We start from the raw sequence: 16,105 nt of genomic DNA on the forward strand, positions 1-16,105 counted from the left end.
TTGCTCTCCTAGAGTTGAAAACCTGCAGCTCGCAAACCGTCATTCACCGAACGCTTGAGAATATCAGCGACTTGGTCTTGAGTTTGTTCTGCGGCACGGTCGTAGAAGTCATTGCCTTGGGTGCCGTTCTTGGCGATAGAGCGAGCAATCATAAAAGCCAAATCTCGTTGATCGGCTTTTGGGTGTTTGGGCTGAATGCGTTTGACTCGAACCCAATCAAGAACTGATTGAACAGGTGGCATTCCTTGGGCATCGGTTCCCTGTACAACAAAAGCGTTGTAACGCAGTGAGCTGGTGATCATGCGTTGCAGTTCACCTTTCATTTGGCTTTTGATGGAATGAGTTAGCGTCGTTTCACCTTTTGGGGCTTCTTCTCGAACAGTTTTGGAAACTAAAGAGCCAGCAGTACTAATGCCAGCTTTGAGACGCTTATTAATTATGTCTGGTGCGGTCCTTAAAGCTTCATCCAATATCGACGTTTGTAAATCAACACTTAACTCACGCATCTTTCACCTGTCGCTCAAACTGTGTCATCAACTGCTCATGAATAGCCGCTGGCGTTCCGTTCTTAGCTTCACCACCCACACTATTACGCACCGATACAGTTTTATTCAGTTGATGAACCGCAATGTATTTCACCGCTTCAGCAACGCAGCGAAGAAGCAGCAGAGATTCATCTTGAACATCTACAGAAATGGCATCGTTAACAATTTTACGGCTACCGTAGTAGGTGTATGAGAAGTCGCGACCACAGCTCATCACTACCGATTCAGACGGGTAATGAGAAAGTTGCACCCACTTCTGGTTTTCATCACTTTCAATCACAGACAAGCTCGGTAACTTTCGAGGGTATCCTTGTTCCCAAGGTTGCTTCGCCCTTTGGCTTTGGCCATACAGCACATTTCTAACTCGAATAATGTCACTCGGTGCCAAATAGAGCATTTGGTTTGTCATGAGAGAAAAGGTCGCGACCTTAGTATGTGGTCGATAGCGGCTGAAATCAGACAAGGCAGTTTCAACTATTTGTTGTTCAGTGCCTTCAATAAGTTCAGCGCTATCCATCATGGCTTTCTTTAGACGGTCTATTAACGTAGCTAATTGCATGGTTAACCCACCTGATTTTTAAATATAAAAGTACAGACGCTGCCGAGAATGCCTAGCAGTATCCAGATAAGATCACGGTTGTACTTGGTCTTTTCATTGGTACCACTCTGCCCTTGCTCTAAAGGTCTTACTCGTTCTTCCAATTTGTCGAAATCGCGATCTAAGCGCCCAAACTGGTTTTCCAAATTTGAGTGCTTGGTTTGTAGTTCAACCATCTGGCTCATTAGGTTAGTTTGCTGCTTCATGTAATCACGCATTTCAACACGGAAAGAGTGGAACTCGCCTTGTGATACAGGGCTATTTGACATTACTACCTCCGCGAATGGTCGAGGCGATACTCCCTAACACGCCTGCTGGCACCACACCTGCGGAGACTTGTTTATCTTGCGAACGTTTGTGAATGTTCAGCCCGAGAACGGTTAACGCCACACTGAATAAGCCCGTGAGTTTTGCAGCTCCGGTAAAGGCTTGCTCTGTGTATTCAGGGTGAATGATCATGAGCAGACAAATACCAAAGAACAATGATGACCAGGCTAAGCAAACGGCATAGCCAAATGTTGGGCGCCAACGACGAACATAAGCGTCGTCGCTCGCCAATTCGGCTTGCATGGTTTTATGCTGCTCGGTTAGCGCAAGTTTGCGCTCTGTACTTTCGAGTTCAGCTTGCTGGTAAGTTAATTCACGTAACCGAATACGCTCTTCACTTTCCATTTCCGTGATCTTGAGTAACGCGTCAGGATTGCGGCGGATTTCAGCTTCAATCGCTTCAGGTGTATGTTCCACCCCTAGAGCATTCGCCACCAAGGCACCAACACCGCCACCTACTGGACCACCTATCAAGCTACCAACCAAAGGCGCTGCATCTGCGATGAGTGATTTAACTTTATCCCACATAGAGACTCCTTAAGAAAAAAGCCCGAAGCTAGTCCGGGCTATGATTGGCGGGTTTACTGTTGCTCTTTAAGTTTGGACAAAGCTTCCTGGATAACTTTGAGCTTCATTTTATTGTCGCCCGCTGCGAGCAGTTCAACTTGCAGGTCGCTTTCGTCCTTACCTTCTAGCGTTTTGGCGAAAGCTTCAGGCGTTAAGTCTCGCTCAGCTTTTCGTGTGGCCAACTCTTCATCAATACCGCTGAGTAGTCCCTTACGTTTCTGGTCAGCCGCTTCAAGCTCTGATAAACGCGCCAGTTCTTCATCCGTCAACTCGGAAAAGAAAGGCTTAATTTCGTCGATCTTCTTCGTTAGGAGTTCTTCGAAAATCTTATCCTGGAATGCACCGGCATCCGCTTTGTTTGGATTTTCAAAATGGATAATTGGTAAACGTGCTGCAGCGTTTGGCTGCACGACTGTTTGACCAAAGTACTTAGGCGTAATGCTGAAGTTGATATAGAGAATAACGATCGCACGATTTACCTGAGCCGCAGCAGGAACAAAGCGCGCATCCACTTCACGAGTTTCACCAGGATGAACAGTGCGACCACCGATATTAACGGCTTGCTTGGTATTGTTTGTGTATGCAGTCATGATTGGCATGATTTATTACCTTAAATTGGTTAGCAAAAAGGCCCCGAAACTGTATTTACAGTAACGGGGCAATGGCTCGCTCTATCGACCTGAAGCTGAATAGAACAGTACGCTGGTAAAGCGGTTACGAATTGGTTTAGGACAGTGAATTGCGTTGTACTCTTCACCGTACGCTTCCTTACCACCTTTCAACTGACCATTAGCATCACGCGCTTCTTGCATGTCGCTCAGAGTGAATGGTTTCACCACTGAATAAGCCATCGCGCCTTTTTGGCCCATGATGATACGTTCATCACCCAGATGCGTTGCTGGAGCGTTAGTTGAATACGCAGGCAGCGCTTTCACCATTTCCAGATCACCTTGTGCATTGGTGTCAGTACCGTTGCGCTTCATCGATGCGACGAACTGCTCAGCGTTGGTACAGGTATCGTTCAAGGTGTGTGACATCAATAGGAAGTCAGGAGTGATAAAGCGATCATCTTTCATGATGGCTTTACGACGGCCAATCGCCTGCAACAGTTTGTTGTAGTGCTTCTCTGGCGTTACGCCATCTGGAATATCACTGTCCACTTTGACGATGTTGGTTGCGTAGCTATAGCTGATAGACGCAGCGCCAGCGGTGATAGACTTCAATGCACCAGATTCATCAACCAACACGAACTTGCCTAGGTTGTATGAGGTAACAATGTAGTAAGTACCTGCAGCCTGTGAGCCTGTTCCATCAAATGGCTTAATTTGCGTTGCATCGATGGTGAGCACCATTGGGTTTTCTGTTGTACCCACGGTGTTGCCTTGCAAATCGTATTGTTGATGCGGCGCTACTACTGGGAACTGTGCTGTTTTGAATTCATACGAATCTTGGAGCTGAGCAGTGATTACTTCACCGTTCACCTCTGCAGCTAAGTACGAGTCAGCGACGCGTTGCATCGCATTGACGATGCGACGTGCAACCATCTCTTTGATGATGCGGCTAGCTGTTGCTACGTTACGACCCCAAGCATCCCAGTTAATGGCTGATGACTTGGAAAAATGCATGAGCTCGTTCGAGACTTCAAACGCGACTTTCATTGGCAATACGTAAGCCAAATCCATGCGCTGTGAGTTTTTCACTTTTGGAATGGTACCGTGCTCAAACACAATGCCATCACCCATAATGGCGGAAACATCACGGCTTTCGTATGGAATTTGAGTGGTTGCTGACGCGCTGAAATCTGTCAGTGTTTGCACCAGCTGCAGAACATTGAGATCAGATAGAGCTTCACGAATGACTTCACGTTGAACTGATACTGGCAATTCCGAATCAGACATAACGTTAGCGCCACCTTGCCCCGCAAGTACCAGACGTTCAGCATGAATACGGCGGTGGTTTTGGCGGTCAAACTCTGCAAGTACCTGACGACAGAACGCAGGCAGGTTTTTCTCTTCAGTAAGGTGTAACTGACCTAACGCATAAGTATTGGTGTTACGTAGGTTAGCGTGAATTTGTTCTTGTAGCTGTAAGCTTTCGCGTTGTTGGTCTGGAGTTTGAACCACTGAACCAGTTGGTGAGCCCATAAAGCCCATTCCGCTTAACTGAATAGAAACCATTTTTTGGTTGCCATGAGCAATTTGGTTTTCAGCCAGTTTGGTCACTTGCTCATCAGACATTTCAACCGTGATCAGGTCTTGAGTTTCTTTTAGTTCTTTCTTCACTTCGTCGCTAAGGCCTTCGGCTTTATCGATCGCATCAGTAAAGATTTTCACTTTGGCACCGAGCTTTTGCTTTTTCTCGGCTTGAGCTTGGGCTGTTTTAGTGGCTTGTTCGCCAAGAATACGCACGACATCATCTTCGCTTAACGTACCGCCAGTAAGCTTGATCACCGGCACAGATGAACTGCCCGATTCAGACAGCTGCTTGGCAATGCCTTCGATTTGTTCACTGAGTGCTTTTGCTTGAGTTTCTTCACTGATACCTGTCAGTGAATCAGTAAGTAGTTTAACCATCGCTGTGTGTTGCTCAGCCGACAGCTTTAAACCTTTCAGCTGCTTTTCAAACAGCGCAATTAGTTGGGTCCACATGGTTTGACGTTCCTCAGAAAATTTATTAGCTAGAGACTCGGAAAGATAGGTTGGGCACTCGTGAAGGCTGGCTTCACTAAGTTCGATTTTGTCCAGGTTCTTAATGCATGGTCGGGTGACCAAACCTGCCCCTAAGAGCGTTGGACCAAATTCTGGATACTGGCCGTTCTCTCCGGCTTCGTTGCTGACATAATTAGGATGTATTTCGGCAGACAAGTATTTGAAACCGTCTTTGGTGACTTTATTGATGCCGAGTTCGTACCACTCCACCTCTGCTCGTAAACGTCCACGGTCGGTAAATAAACGTCTTACCACCGCCCCAGCGCCATCTTCTGGCTTGTGTGCAATATCGATATTGATTTCTTGGCCATAAACTCCAGCGTTGAAGTTTTTGATCATGGAATCGAACATCTGCTGGGTCAGTTCAAACTCACCGTATCGTGGGTCACAAAATTTTCCGGTTCGGGTAATGGTGACGACACTGCGTTTATTTGAGGTATCCACCTTTACAGCGTCAGAAAGTAGATGAATCACACCATGGGGTGCTGAAGATGAAAGCGCCAGTACAACACTAGCCGTGAGGTGAGACTTAATCATGAGATTTCCTTTGCCTATAAACGAAAAAAGCCCCTGAAAGTTCAGGGGCTCGGTCGCCATTTATGGACAGTTTGGAATGAGCATCTAACCGTTTGGAGGGGTTAAACTTCTTTTGCCTCGTTGCTGCCTAAATACTGATAAAGATCCGACAATGAATTTATCGCCTTCTCATAAAGTTCTTTCGCTGCACTATCACCTTTAATTACCGGATGCTCTCCAAGTGCAGACTCTAATTGCTCCAATTGAATATAGGTACGGTCCATCGCTTCATGCTGATGGAAAGGATCTAATGTTTTACTCATATTCTCACCTCAACTAATTAACTGGAACGTTAACCCAGTTCTTACACCGACACAATGCCCTGCCTGTTCTAACATCTACACATCGCGATCGAATCATTCCTTTGTGAGTAAAGATAACATGCCCGCATTCACAGACTACTGCTCGGTACGGTTTGTTTAACAATGCGTCAAGTGCTACGTCAAACGACGAATCTGGTTGTTTATGTACTGGTGAGAGACTACCCATTAGTGCGCCTCCATACTGATCAAAGCAGCATCGAGCTTTTCACCGAGAGCTTGGAAAAGAAAGAAAAGTTGTTCAGCGGTTAAGGTTTCAACCGTGCCTTCGCCAGCACCAGCCATAGCAGATAAACCGCCGACCATTTGGCGTGCTTCATAAACAAGTGAATGGGAATCTTTTGTAGAATGAGTTTGTGCAGACATAGCTATGTCTCCTGTGTAATAGCTTCAGTTGCTACCACAAAGAGAACGCTAATACTCAAAGGGTGGTAGCTCGGACAAGGTTAGCGTTACCAGCTACACAGGTACTGGCGAGACCAAAGTCTCCCCTGCCCGAGCCACCATAGAATACTGCTTTTTTAGGTGTGCGCGAACACCGCCCACAAAAAAAGACGCTGAGCGCATCTTATTTGGGCTCTGTGTAAATTTTCTGGACGCTAACCCAGTTAACAGATTTTGCTGTTATGACAATGAGACTAACTGCGCATTTTCTAAAAGTCAAGGTTATACATTAGGTTGTATATCTATACGATAAATAAAACTTTATATAAACGGAGTTGTTATGAAAAAGGTCATTTACATGGTTTGCTTACCCGTAGCATTTCTACTCGCTGGTTGCGGCAGCGATGATAATGGACTAGCAAAGCCAACCTTTGAAGGAAAGACCGAAATTGTATCCATCGTGAATTCAAACTGGGAAAAACTGATAACTCAGTGCCCTGCTTTAAACAAGTATAGTAAAGATCTTTCTTATGATGGTTTAAGCGACTGGACTGATTTAGACGGTGCAATGAGCCGCGTAGAAATAAAATTCAAAGTATCAAAAGAACCTAAAAGCATTCCTAACTCGTTCAATGCATGGGGACACACCTGCTCTTTCGGTATTTCACCAGACGGCAAAACATTACGTATTCAAAAAGAGCTATGTGTTTCTGTTTGCCAAGGTAAGAAGTACCAAGGGAATGGGAACGATTACGTTACTTCACTATAAACAAGGAAATTTACATGGCTAATTTTTTGACATTCAAGTCACTAAACACAGAAGAACCAATTACCATTAACGCAAACCATATAGTCAGTGTTGAGCCTGCTGATGATGGTGAGTGCATCGTACGTTTATCATCTGACAAAGTGATAACAATTGAAGCTGAATTCGACAAGTTGGCTATAACTTTAGAAGGCCTTTAAACATTGAAGCTAAAAAAGCCTGACAACTCAGGCTTTTTTAACAACTGGCACTTTTACCCAACGCTTACAACGGCACAATGCTGTACCTTCATGAAGCTTCACGCATCGAGAACGGATGATACCTTCACTATCACAAATGCAGTGGCCACAAATACAAGTGACCTTACTGACTAGCTGAGTGGTTTGGTTTAGCTGATGACTTTGATTTGGTGCAACACTCATTGTAATCCCCTAGCAACTGACTGATTGTCTCTAACTTTTTGGCTGACGTAAGCATTATAAGGAAATCTACGTGGAAAACAGGGGGCAAGTTATTCACAGGCTGTCAGTATCAATACCCTTACGTTTCAAAGCTGGTTCTAAGTGCTTCCAAGGCGTAGCTATCATATTTTGAGACAGGATATCCCGATGTAATGCGGATACCTTTTTATCATGGCCAAGCACCGCTTTTTGTGTGTCTCTGCTCTGCCCTTTTAACCAATCAATGCGATTTGATGTATTAGTTCTATCGTCTTCTGTGATTTCATCGATGAACACCACTTGTTCATAACTCAATGTATTTGGATGCGCTGGCCATGGGCTCTTTCCTTTGGGATAAACACCTTTTCCCAAGCCATACAAATTAACCCTGGCGTGCATATCGCAAATATCCCGCCTTGGGTGATTAGGGCTAAGTTTGAATTTGGTACCAACAACAAACTCATCCTCAAAGGCTGAATTCTGAAAAGCCATGCCATGAGCTCGGTTGATTTCAGTACGCATCACTCGCTTAATTTGGTGATACGGTGCGCCTTGATCATCAATCAAGACATCTTTCATTTTTTTATTGAGTGCTGAATTGCTTGCCATGTTTGCCTGTTGAGAAATCTCAGAAGGTACCGCCTCAGCTCTTCGTTGATATTCCTGAGCAGCATCAGCTGCAGAGTTACCCAAAATAACCGCACGTTCTACAGCCTGAATTAACTGTTCTTTTGCATTGCGATGAACACGCCAGAGACGATCGCTAAGCTGTAAACCATCTTTTTGCTTCATAGTTCGCACAGCTAAAACAGCTGAATCAATAGACTGCGAAACTCGCTCTGCAGGGATAGTGGTTGAAAACGTATTACCACCGTTCTTGGCCGCTTCAACGATATAACCATCAACCATGTTCGATTGAGTTAGATTTATCTGATTAAGGATGCCTTCAATCTGAGTGGTAAGAGCCTGTAACTGGGAAAGTCGAACCATGCCTAGTTCATCTGCAGCATTGGTAATGAGATATTGAATTTCGACTAGTGCAGACTGATACAGAGTTGCCAGCTCCCTCATCGCCTGCGCATCGAGTTCATTGGTTGCCCGTTCTGCTGCCTGCATCGCTCTACGAATGGTGGCTTTTACCTGAGTACGTTCATTCTCGGCCATTGCATTCACCCGTTACTGATTGAAGTTGCGCTTTCGCCTTTCGGCTGGTTGTTTGGCGTGATGCTAACTTTCGGTTTTCCGTCTTCCTCCTCTTCCAGTTCGTTATGCTCTGGATAAGGGTCATTGCTGTTTGCCTCTTCTTCTCGCATTGCCTCAGCTCGTTGAGTATCAACACCAGCTGCTTCCCAAGCAAGTTTACGCGGCATACCCAAAGCCTGATATTTAAGAGCCAAATCTGCACGTTGGTTTTTGCTGTCAGTCATACGTTCAGCGAATTGGATCTGGAACTGATAAGAATCTGGGTTAATGCCAGCTAACAATAACTGCAGCTTAAAACCATCTTCATAGGCATAAGCCAATGCGTCCTGCAATGAATCTATTTCTTCGTAATAATCACGCTTCAAGTCTTCGAGAACATCACGAGCTAAGTCATCCACATAACCAAACAAACCTTTTGGCGCTGGAGCACCAGAGAAGAAAGCATCAATCAGCAAGGTGATATCTGCGATTTGTTCCAGGTTAGCATCACCACCAACCGCGGTAACACTGAGTTTGTTACCGTAAAAGTCGGTAGCAATTTCACCAGATTCACCTTCTACTCGCTCTCGATATTCATCCAGAGCCTTTTGGTCAGCGCCATCTAATGAGTGAGCTAGCTTCTGCGGTGCTCGAGTACGCCGGCGAATGACCAAGTCTTCCTCTGTCATCTTCAGCTTCTGCCAAATACTACGGGAAGCATCCATATATGGGCGCCCCATACACCCCATATCATCGAAGTTGTCAGGGTCCAAACGACTAACTGTTAGCTGCCACAGTGGAAAGGTACACAGCTCTTGCATAGTCACTGGGTGAACCTGACGAAACGCTTTCTTGGTATCTTTAAAACGCCCTGTTTGGTCAACGATTGGAATAATGGTCTCTGTAGGCATACGCAGTGAGCCTGTTACCTGACGCAATTCATTGACGATCCATTGCAGAGGAAGGTTGCCCTCTTTAGCCAAGCCTGCTGCATCACTCATCAGCTTCATACGGTTGTTTATCTGCAGACGTAAAACAAACTGCTGCCATAGTTTGTTAATTCGTGGGCTTTCTTTGCCAATCCAATGCAACTTCAAACCACCTTTAGTGGCATCACGAGCTATACGACGGTGGATTTTCTTCACCCTTGGATCAACCTTATCCATATATCGAATAGTTACGATGGCCGCTCTTAATTGAGGGTCGATTTGCATTTGGTCATAGAGGTACTGCACCGAACGTTCAGGATCAGCAATATGACCTTTCTCTGTTGTTGCCTCTCCATGATGGTTACCTGATGTATTAGGCGCGGAAGGAAGAGGTCTATTTCTCAAGATGGCCCAAATTTGGGAGAACTTGCTCATCGTAAATTCCTTAGCTGATCGAATGCGCTTGGGGCGCCTAGAAGTTGTTCGCGTGTTTTATGGTGAATAGTGATGATGCTTGGTACTGGCGCAGCGCCTTGAGTGACGAGTGCCCAATGTGAAGCCATATGCGCGTCAAATAAGTCATCACCCAACGCTTTCTTCACCATCTGATAACTGCTGTAACTACCCGCTTTCACAGGTGATGGTTTGATGTTTTTGAGCTGCCTTGGCAGGCTGACGTAATCTTCTAATGCAGGGTCAGAGTCTCGGTCATCAACATAAGGAAGTACCATTTGGCGGTTGTGGTATGCGCTACGTAATGACTGAGCCATTTGATGTTTAGCCATACCTTCAAAACGTAAAGGGGAAAACGCCCATTCTGGCCATGTAGTCGCCGTGCTCTCACCGCCACCAATACTTTTGCGGTCGATTTGCGTTAAGCCTTCAGCAAATAGATCATCGTTAACCTGCGTTATAAGCCCGATACCAAAGGCATCACCGATGGCGTAATCAGGGCGAAAGTAACGCCAGAATCCGACCAAATCTTTACGAATAACGCTTTCATCCGTTCCCGGGTGCCAAGTTTTAGCGAAGATAACGACCGAAAAATTACCGATTTGTTCTTCGACAATCAGCGAAGATCGAGAGGAAGCTAGGTTTTCACCGTGACCTGTATGGTCATAGCCAAAAGAGAGTACGCCACGTTTTTTGTAAACGGTGTAAGGTTCCGGCTCTACTGGTTCCAAACCAATGCGAACGCCAACCTGAATGGCATAGCGAATGTACTTTTCCCAAATCAAGTTTTTAGCGGCAACGTTAATGCACAGCAGCTGACGAATGTATTCATCTTCCGGCAACTGCTTACGCATCGACATGATGAATTCTTCATTCAGAATCCCGAGCTCAATACCAAGGTAGCAATCAACGGTTGGCAGGCAGCTATATTCGCCAGAATCTATCAACCCGCTGAGAGTATCAGCGCCTTTGAATACTCCAGTGATGCGGATTTGTGGTTTGTTGATGGCTGTTTTACTGGCTCCTAAGCGACGATTGGAGCCCATCATCAATAGGAATCGACCGTAAAGACGATCAGAATCCATATCATCAACTTCTTCTAATGATGCCCAGGTTAAATCACCACCATCGACGTTGGCCATGATGCCGTAAGCTCGCGCTTTTGAACGGTTAGCGAATTCGTAGTAGGTGTCTGCCAGCTGCTTACGCCCCGATTTATAAGCGATAAATCCGTTCAAAATGTCAGAGCGGCGAATCGCATCCAGATGATAACTAAGATTCACCAATGACTGGGCTTCACGAGGCGCAACAATACCGCCCTCCTGATCGCCATTGATGGCGTTGTACTCCAAAAAGTACATTTCTTTGACGGCAGTTTTACCAGTACGACGGCAACTGTAATCAACCGTGTTTTGGTGCGTATCCATTTCTTCCATTTTGAGCAACTGGACTGGGTCAAGCTCTACGTTGTGAACATGTTTGTGCCACATGCCGTGATTTCCGGCATATCGCATAATCTCAGTTTCAGCTCTGCTCTGGATTTCAACCCGCTCTTTCGCTGTGACGCGTTCAGCCATTATTTACCTCGCTATCAATGACATCCGCGTCTTCTGCAGAATATTCCTGATTGTGTTCCAGCAAAATGTCGTCACTTCTCACTCGTTGCTTAGAACGGGAGATCATGTCGCGTAATCCGTCCATCTGTTCTGACATCTTGCGTTGATACTCAAGTGCGGATTCACGTTCATCTTCATGTTCCCGCGTTTTGCCCATCTCGATGCCGTGGTCAATTTGGACTTTTGGCGTCATGTTGAGGTCAGCCATCGACATATTGTTTTTGCTTAGCATCTCAAGCATTGGCTTGAGCAATGGGTGCGCTTTCACTTCCTCAATAGTTTCCATCACGCCATGATCATTTTTGTACTGACCAATATGGAAACCACCTTCTTTATCGAAGTCATAAACGGGATTACGCAAAGCTACACCATCAGAGACGATGGTTTGCATCATGTCCTGAAATATCGCGGCCAAGTTCGCCTGGTTGATAGCATGCAGTTCAGTGAGTTTTGTTGGGTCATTGGACTGAAAGGCGATTAGGTGCTGCATCATCAGTTCGGTTCGTTTGATACAAGCAGGCTGCGTCGCGCAATAGGCATGGTCAACATCGCAGGTTTTACACTGCGGGTATTTGCCAGGGCGAGCAGGGAAAAACAAGGCTGTTTTTGCGTTGGCGCCGTGCTTAAGTGCGTTGAATCGACTGACTCCCCTGTTGCTTACTTCTTGCAAATTTGCTGATGATTTGGCTTTACCTTCCGTTGTTCTTGGTCCTGTCGCTGCCAGTACTGCACAGAACTGACCGACCTCCCAAGGAACTTGCTGCACTTCGCGCCGACAGCTGTCGCAAATAGCGAAATATCGATACGGATGCGCTCGGTTTGGTTCTTCTTCAATGCGTGATGCTTCGCTCTTGAATGTGTAATCACAAGAGGCGCACTTGAATGTAATCATGGACTTTGGCTGTTTATGCTCGTTCATCACACCATTTCGCCAGATTTTTGATTGTGATTGGAGGGATTAAAATCAGTAATCATCTTTGAAGCTAAGTTGATGCGTGATTGCGACGCGGTTTGGCCAGTCCAAAATAAAAGGTGTTGTGAAACTTTGTACTTAGGGACGCCTGCATTAAGAAGGCTGAACATTAGGATGTGTTTTAAATGCGTATTCCAGGTATTAAAAAGAGGGACGTAAACTCGCAGCGTTCTTCTCCCCGGATAGAAAGCAACGTCGTAAAGAGTTTTCCATATAAAGCGATATTGTTCCGGAGATGTCGAATAGTAGACTTCAAACCAAGGCTTAGATAAACGCTGAGCATCAAGCCAAAGTTCAAACTCATCAGTGGTCATCTGCAGGTGTTTGTCCTTCAACTTACCAATTTGAATGCGTAACCGATGACCAGTCCGGAGTTCTTCTAAACCTCGCCACAACTCTAAAAACTTTAATGCACCGATATGGTTCTGGATTTCAGCCCAATGGCTTGGAAGAGGTAAACAGCTAAATGCTTTTTCTAACTCAAGGTCACTTAATGAAAGTTCTAATTTGGTGTAGTTATCTAGGTACCTACCCCCCTCTATTGGCAGGGGTAAATCTTTATGCCGAGCCCCCACCCCATGAGCAGTGACCTGATGATCCTTAAGTACATCTAGATATTTTTGAATTGAACTGCACATTACCTAGTCCTTTATGAAAACTGTATCCAGTAAACACAAAGGCTCGGTCACCACAGTAAGCTGATGAACTGCGCATTCTGTTAGTATGTGCAGCTAGTGATACATGTCACATTTCAGAGTTTGGTCGTTTCGAAGGTGAGTTCTCAGAGGTCCCGCAATCGTCCGACAACATCCAGTATACCTGAGTTTAGAAAATAAGTTAAAGACGGGTTATATAAGTTCTAAGACGTTAAAGTGCAGTAAGGAAGTCTGTGTAGAGCTCTCAAATATTCTAAGATTGAATTGGTACTAACTAAGCAAAGCTATCAACAATTTCAAGGAAAGACAGATGGATTAAGAAAATGAAGTTTGCCACGTATGTGGTGGGTCTGGAGTAGGTAAAGCGACTGGACGTACACAACAAGAGTGGGAAGAAGAAGGTTGTCCTTATGACCCCATTCAATGTCAGCATTGCAACGGTTCAGGAGTGGAACCAAGCTGATATAACTAACGGGGAGTAATTAAACTCCCCCACAATTAATGAACGATATCTCTGCTTCGTTAATAAACAACCAGGTTTGGCCATTACATGCTACTTCTAATCCTGAATAAGGATTGAATTGGACCTGATGGCCAACATTAACCTCTTTAACTTTTGGCCCTGTAGCTGTAACGGTACCTCTGTTCACAGGAATGTCCGGAATCCAAAGTAAACCTTCAACCGGCTTATCACGCTCAATGACTACCCAATCGTGCAATGGTCTTAACTTCATACCAATTTACCTTTCTTGAATTCGTTCAATAATGCCGTAACTGGAGTGTCCATCTTACTTAATGGATTTCCTTTATCGAGAACATTAGTCATCTTACGCATCGAGATATGAGTGTAAATTTCTGAGGTCTTCGGGTCAGCATGTCCCATTAGCGCTTGGATTTGCAGTGTAGAGGAATCGGACTCGGCCAGCTCGGTACCAAACAGGTGGCGAATAGCATGAGCATGTGCCTGGTCTTCTGGAACTCCGGCATCAATAGCGTATCGTTTTATCATTCTATCGACTGCTCGAGTAGATAAACGACGCAACTCGCCTCGATGTTCCCATTCAGGAACATGGCGATTACGCAAATTAACAAACAATACTTGATCACCGTTCTCGAGTAAGCGGTCAACATTTCTTAAGTCTTGGTGACCAAGATATGCTTGGACTAAAAGCATGGCTTCAAGTGGTACCGGCACTAAACGCTCACGTTCACCTTTCTCTAATGTTCTTATGGCCAAACGCTCAACTTCACCATACTGATACCAGATTAACTGTGATTCATTCAACCCACACAAACCAGCAACCCGAAAGCCACAACCAATGAGTAATGCCAACATAGCACTATCTCGAACACCAGATAATGACGATAAGTCAGGCTGAAACAATAATGCCTCGGCACTTTTAAGCCCCATGAACCTTGGAAGCCTGCGTCCCATCCGGGGGTAAACCAAATCTTGAGCCGGGTTTTTAGAAACCATACGGCGTTTGGCAAGAAAAGAATAAAACCCTCGAATAGCAGCAACAGCAACTTTTCTCGATGCTGCTGAATAACCAGCTCGATGCAACCAGCCGCCAGAGAACTGCTCCAAAATTTTAAGCTCAGCGTTAGCAAAGTTTCCGTTCAGAAACTTCCCCAACTGGTTAAGCAAACCTCGATATTTTCTCACTGTCCTAGCGCTGCAATTCTCATTCTCCTGCTTCCAGGTAAGAAATTGATCAATTAGATCAGATTGGGTTGATGAAGCTTTCATTTCTTTGGCAGGGGCAGAAAAATCCATGGACTTGTGGGCTCGCTAAGTGAGAACTAACTGAAGCTAGTATTTACAAGGCTTTCAGCAATTTGGAGGGCTTTAAATAATCCATGGAAAAACATATGGAGCTTAAAAAAACATATGGGATAAAAAATGAACAATAAAAATTATCTATGGGGACCTATTTGCGCGCATTTCTCTTTTCCTAGTTATCTATCTCTCTCTTTTTATTAAATAAAGAAAGAAAAGAAAGAAGAGCAGCGCAAAATTGATCAATTTGCCAATACATGGAAAAACAAAGCGAATGCATGTGAAAAATAGACTAATGCATGGGCGTAAATTTATTACAAAACCAGTAGAAATGCGGCATTGAGAAAGATACTCCATATATTCACAGGTTTTGACTAAGTATGCGTGACATCGGAATTGACAGAGCAGACTCAGGCCACCATCTTATTTTTCATGTCCAGAGCCCTGTCTGCGCGCCCATATTCTCTAAGGGGGTGCGGGGGACAGAACAATTAGGAAGTCGAAGCGCCTTTTTATGATGGGCGTTCTTTATATGGGGTAAGAGACCGTACGTTAGCGTATCGACACCTTAAAGAACGCCCTCTTAAGGGTTTTCCAACAAGATAAGAATGCACATGGCAACCAAAGGAGAACGCTATGTGTATACCTAAACCAAGAACTATTAATGAAATCATCCTTGAAGCTATGAAAAAGGAAGGATTCAGATCAAACCACGTTGATGACCTGGGCGGAGATACTACTTACGGCATAACAGAAGCTACGGCTCGTCGCTTAGGCTACAAAGACTCAATGGCTAACTTGACGCCGGAGATAGCCTATTCACTCTATCTAAACGAATACGTGCAACGGGTTAACTTTGACGACATACACGCCGTTAGTGCAATTGTTGGTGAAGAGGTTATTGATACCGGAATTAACATGGGTCAGAACACCGCAGCTGTATTCCTGCAGCGTTGGTTAAATGTATTCAACAACAAGCAGTCTTATTACAAAGATTTGGTCATCGATGGCCAAGTTGGTCCAGCAACAATCTCTGCTCTGAAGGCGTTCTTAAGCAAACGTGGCCAAGAGGGTGAAGTGGTATTGTGGAAATCGCTCAACTGCAGCCAAGGCGGCCGTTATTTGGATATCACGCAAGCCAGGGAAAACAACGAAAGCTTCGTCTATGGATGGATGAGAAATCGAGTTGGATTGGTTTGAAAACTACCTGCTAACTCATTGATTTAAATGTATGTGTTTGCACTAAAATGCACTATCCACCATAGCTATAAAACAAGCATTAACA

Annotated in this window: 18 protein-coding genes; 3 read left to right on the forward strand and 15 right to left on the reverse strand. The window is 45.0% G+C overall.

All coding sequences use genetic code 11. The annotated features are described in order from the left end of the window. Window positions 1-8: 8 nt before the first annotated feature. From JIG40_RS05030 to JIG40_RS05065, 8 genes are all read right to left on the reverse strand, one after another. Window positions 9-506 (reverse strand): hypothetical protein, encoded by a 498-nt coding sequence (locus JIG40_RS05030; RefSeq protein WP_199464892.1) that lies wholly within the window; start codon window positions 504-506, stop codon window positions 9-11. After that, window positions 499-1,104 (reverse strand): hypothetical protein, encoded by a 606-nt coding sequence (locus tag JIG40_RS05035; RefSeq protein ID WP_199464893.1) that lies wholly within the window; start codon window positions 1,102-1,104, stop codon window positions 499-501. Before JIG40_RS05035 ends, JIG40_RS05030 begins: the two co-directional genes overlap by 8 nt. A gap of 2 nt (window positions 1,105-1,106) precedes the next feature. Continuing rightward, on the reverse strand, window positions 1,107-1,412 hold the full coding sequence (locus JIG40_RS05040) for a chromosome partitioning protein ParA (protein WP_199464894.1): 306 nt from the start codon (window positions 1,410-1,412) through the stop codon (window positions 1,107-1,109). Continuing rightward, window positions 1,402-1,998: a 3TM-type holin gene (locus tag JIG40_RS05045; protein WP_020432434.1), complete on the reverse strand. Its 597-nt coding sequence runs from the start codon at window positions 1,996-1,998 to the stop codon at window positions 1,402-1,404. The genes JIG40_RS05040 and JIG40_RS05045 overlap by 11 nt, the downstream gene beginning before the upstream one ends. Before the next feature lie 53 nt (window positions 1,999-2,051). Then, window positions 2,052-2,636 carry an ABC transporter ATPase gene (locus tag JIG40_RS05050; protein ID WP_199464895.1) on the reverse strand — a complete coding sequence of 195 codons (585 nt, stop codon included), beginning with the start codon at window positions 2,634-2,636 and terminating at the stop codon, window positions 2,052-2,054. 72 nt (window positions 2,637-2,708) lie between these two features. Then, window positions 2,709-5,282, reverse strand: a complete 2,574-nt coding sequence (locus JIG40_RS05055; protein WP_199464896.1) for a hypothetical protein — start codon at window positions 5,280-5,282, stop codon at window positions 2,709-2,711. A 101-nt stretch (window positions 5,283-5,383) separates the two neighbouring features. Further along, window positions 5,384-5,584, reverse strand: coding sequence for a hypothetical protein (locus tag JIG40_RS05060; protein WP_199464897.1), 201 nt, complete (start codon window positions 5,582-5,584; stop codon window positions 5,384-5,386). Between the two features lie 225 nt (window positions 5,585-5,809). Beyond that, entirely contained in the window at window positions 5,810-6,007 is a 198-nt protein-coding gene (locus tag JIG40_RS05065; RefSeq protein ID WP_199464898.1) for a hypothetical protein, read from the reverse strand. A 358-nt stretch (window positions 6,008-6,365) separates the two neighbouring features. On the opposite strand from JIG40_RS05065, the gene JIG40_RS05070 reads away from it, so the two are divergent. Together JIG40_RS05070 and JIG40_RS05075 are read left to right on the forward strand one after the other, a co-directional pair. After that, window positions 6,366-6,794 (forward strand): hypothetical protein, encoded by a 429-nt coding sequence (locus JIG40_RS05070; protein ID WP_199464899.1) that lies wholly within the window; start codon window positions 6,366-6,368, stop codon window positions 6,792-6,794. 14 nt (window positions 6,795-6,808) lie between these two features. Then, window positions 6,809-6,991 carry a hypothetical protein gene (locus JIG40_RS05075; RefSeq protein WP_199464900.1) on the forward strand — a complete coding sequence of 61 codons (183 nt, stop codon included), beginning with the start codon at window positions 6,809-6,811 and terminating at the stop codon, window positions 6,989-6,991. Window positions 6,992-7,306: 315 nt separating this feature from the next. On the opposite strand, the gene JIG40_RS05080 is transcribed toward JIG40_RS05075, so the two are convergent. The 7 genes from JIG40_RS05080 to JIG40_RS05110 form a co-directional block, all read right to left on the reverse strand. Next, a complete protein-coding gene (locus JIG40_RS05080; RefSeq protein WP_199464901.1) occupies window positions 7,307-8,395 on the reverse strand; it encodes a hypothetical protein in 1,089 nt (362 codons plus the stop codon). 5 nt (window positions 8,396-8,400) lie between these two features. Then, complete coding sequence (locus JIG40_RS05085; protein ID WP_199464902.1) at window positions 8,401-9,777, reverse strand: hypothetical protein; 1,377 nt, start codon at window positions 9,775-9,777, stop codon at window positions 8,401-8,403. Then, window positions 9,774-11,372: a hypothetical protein gene (locus tag JIG40_RS05090; protein ID WP_199464903.1), complete on the reverse strand. Its 1,599-nt coding sequence runs from the start codon at window positions 11,370-11,372 to the stop codon at window positions 9,774-9,776. Before JIG40_RS05090 ends, JIG40_RS05085 begins: the two co-directional genes overlap by 4 nt. Next, window positions 11,365-12,303, reverse strand: a complete 939-nt coding sequence (locus JIG40_RS05095; RefSeq protein WP_244662635.1) for a hypothetical protein — start codon at window positions 12,301-12,303, stop codon at window positions 11,365-11,367. The genes JIG40_RS05090 and JIG40_RS05095 overlap by 8 nt, the downstream gene beginning before the upstream one ends. Before the next feature lie 26 nt (window positions 12,304-12,329). Next, window positions 12,330-13,022 (reverse strand): hypothetical protein, encoded by a 693-nt coding sequence (locus JIG40_RS05100; RefSeq protein ID WP_199464905.1) that lies wholly within the window; start codon window positions 13,020-13,022, stop codon window positions 12,330-12,332. 500 nt (window positions 13,023-13,522) lie between these two features. Next, a complete protein-coding gene (locus JIG40_RS05105; protein ID WP_199464906.1) occupies window positions 13,523-13,774 on the reverse strand; it encodes a co-chaperone GroES in 252 nt (83 codons plus the stop codon). After that, window positions 13,771-14,817, reverse strand: a complete 1,047-nt coding sequence (locus tag JIG40_RS05110) for a tyrosine-type recombinase/integrase (protein WP_199464907.1) — start codon at window positions 14,815-14,817, stop codon at window positions 13,771-13,773. Before JIG40_RS05110 ends, JIG40_RS05105 begins: the two co-directional genes overlap by 4 nt. A gap of 639 nt (window positions 14,818-15,456) precedes the next feature. Here JIG40_RS05110 and JIG40_RS05115 point away from each other — a divergent pair. Further along, entirely contained in the window at window positions 15,457-16,020 is a 564-nt protein-coding gene (locus tag JIG40_RS05115; protein ID WP_199464908.1) for a putative peptidoglycan-binding domain-containing protein, read from the forward strand. The last annotated feature ends 85 nt before the right edge of the window (window positions 16,021-16,105 follow it).

The sequence above is a fragment of the Vibrio sp. bablab_jr001 genome (assembly GCF_016464285.1).
Classification (GTDB): Bacteria; Pseudomonadota; Gammaproteobacteria; order Enterobacterales; family Vibrionaceae; genus Vibrio; species Vibrio fluvialis.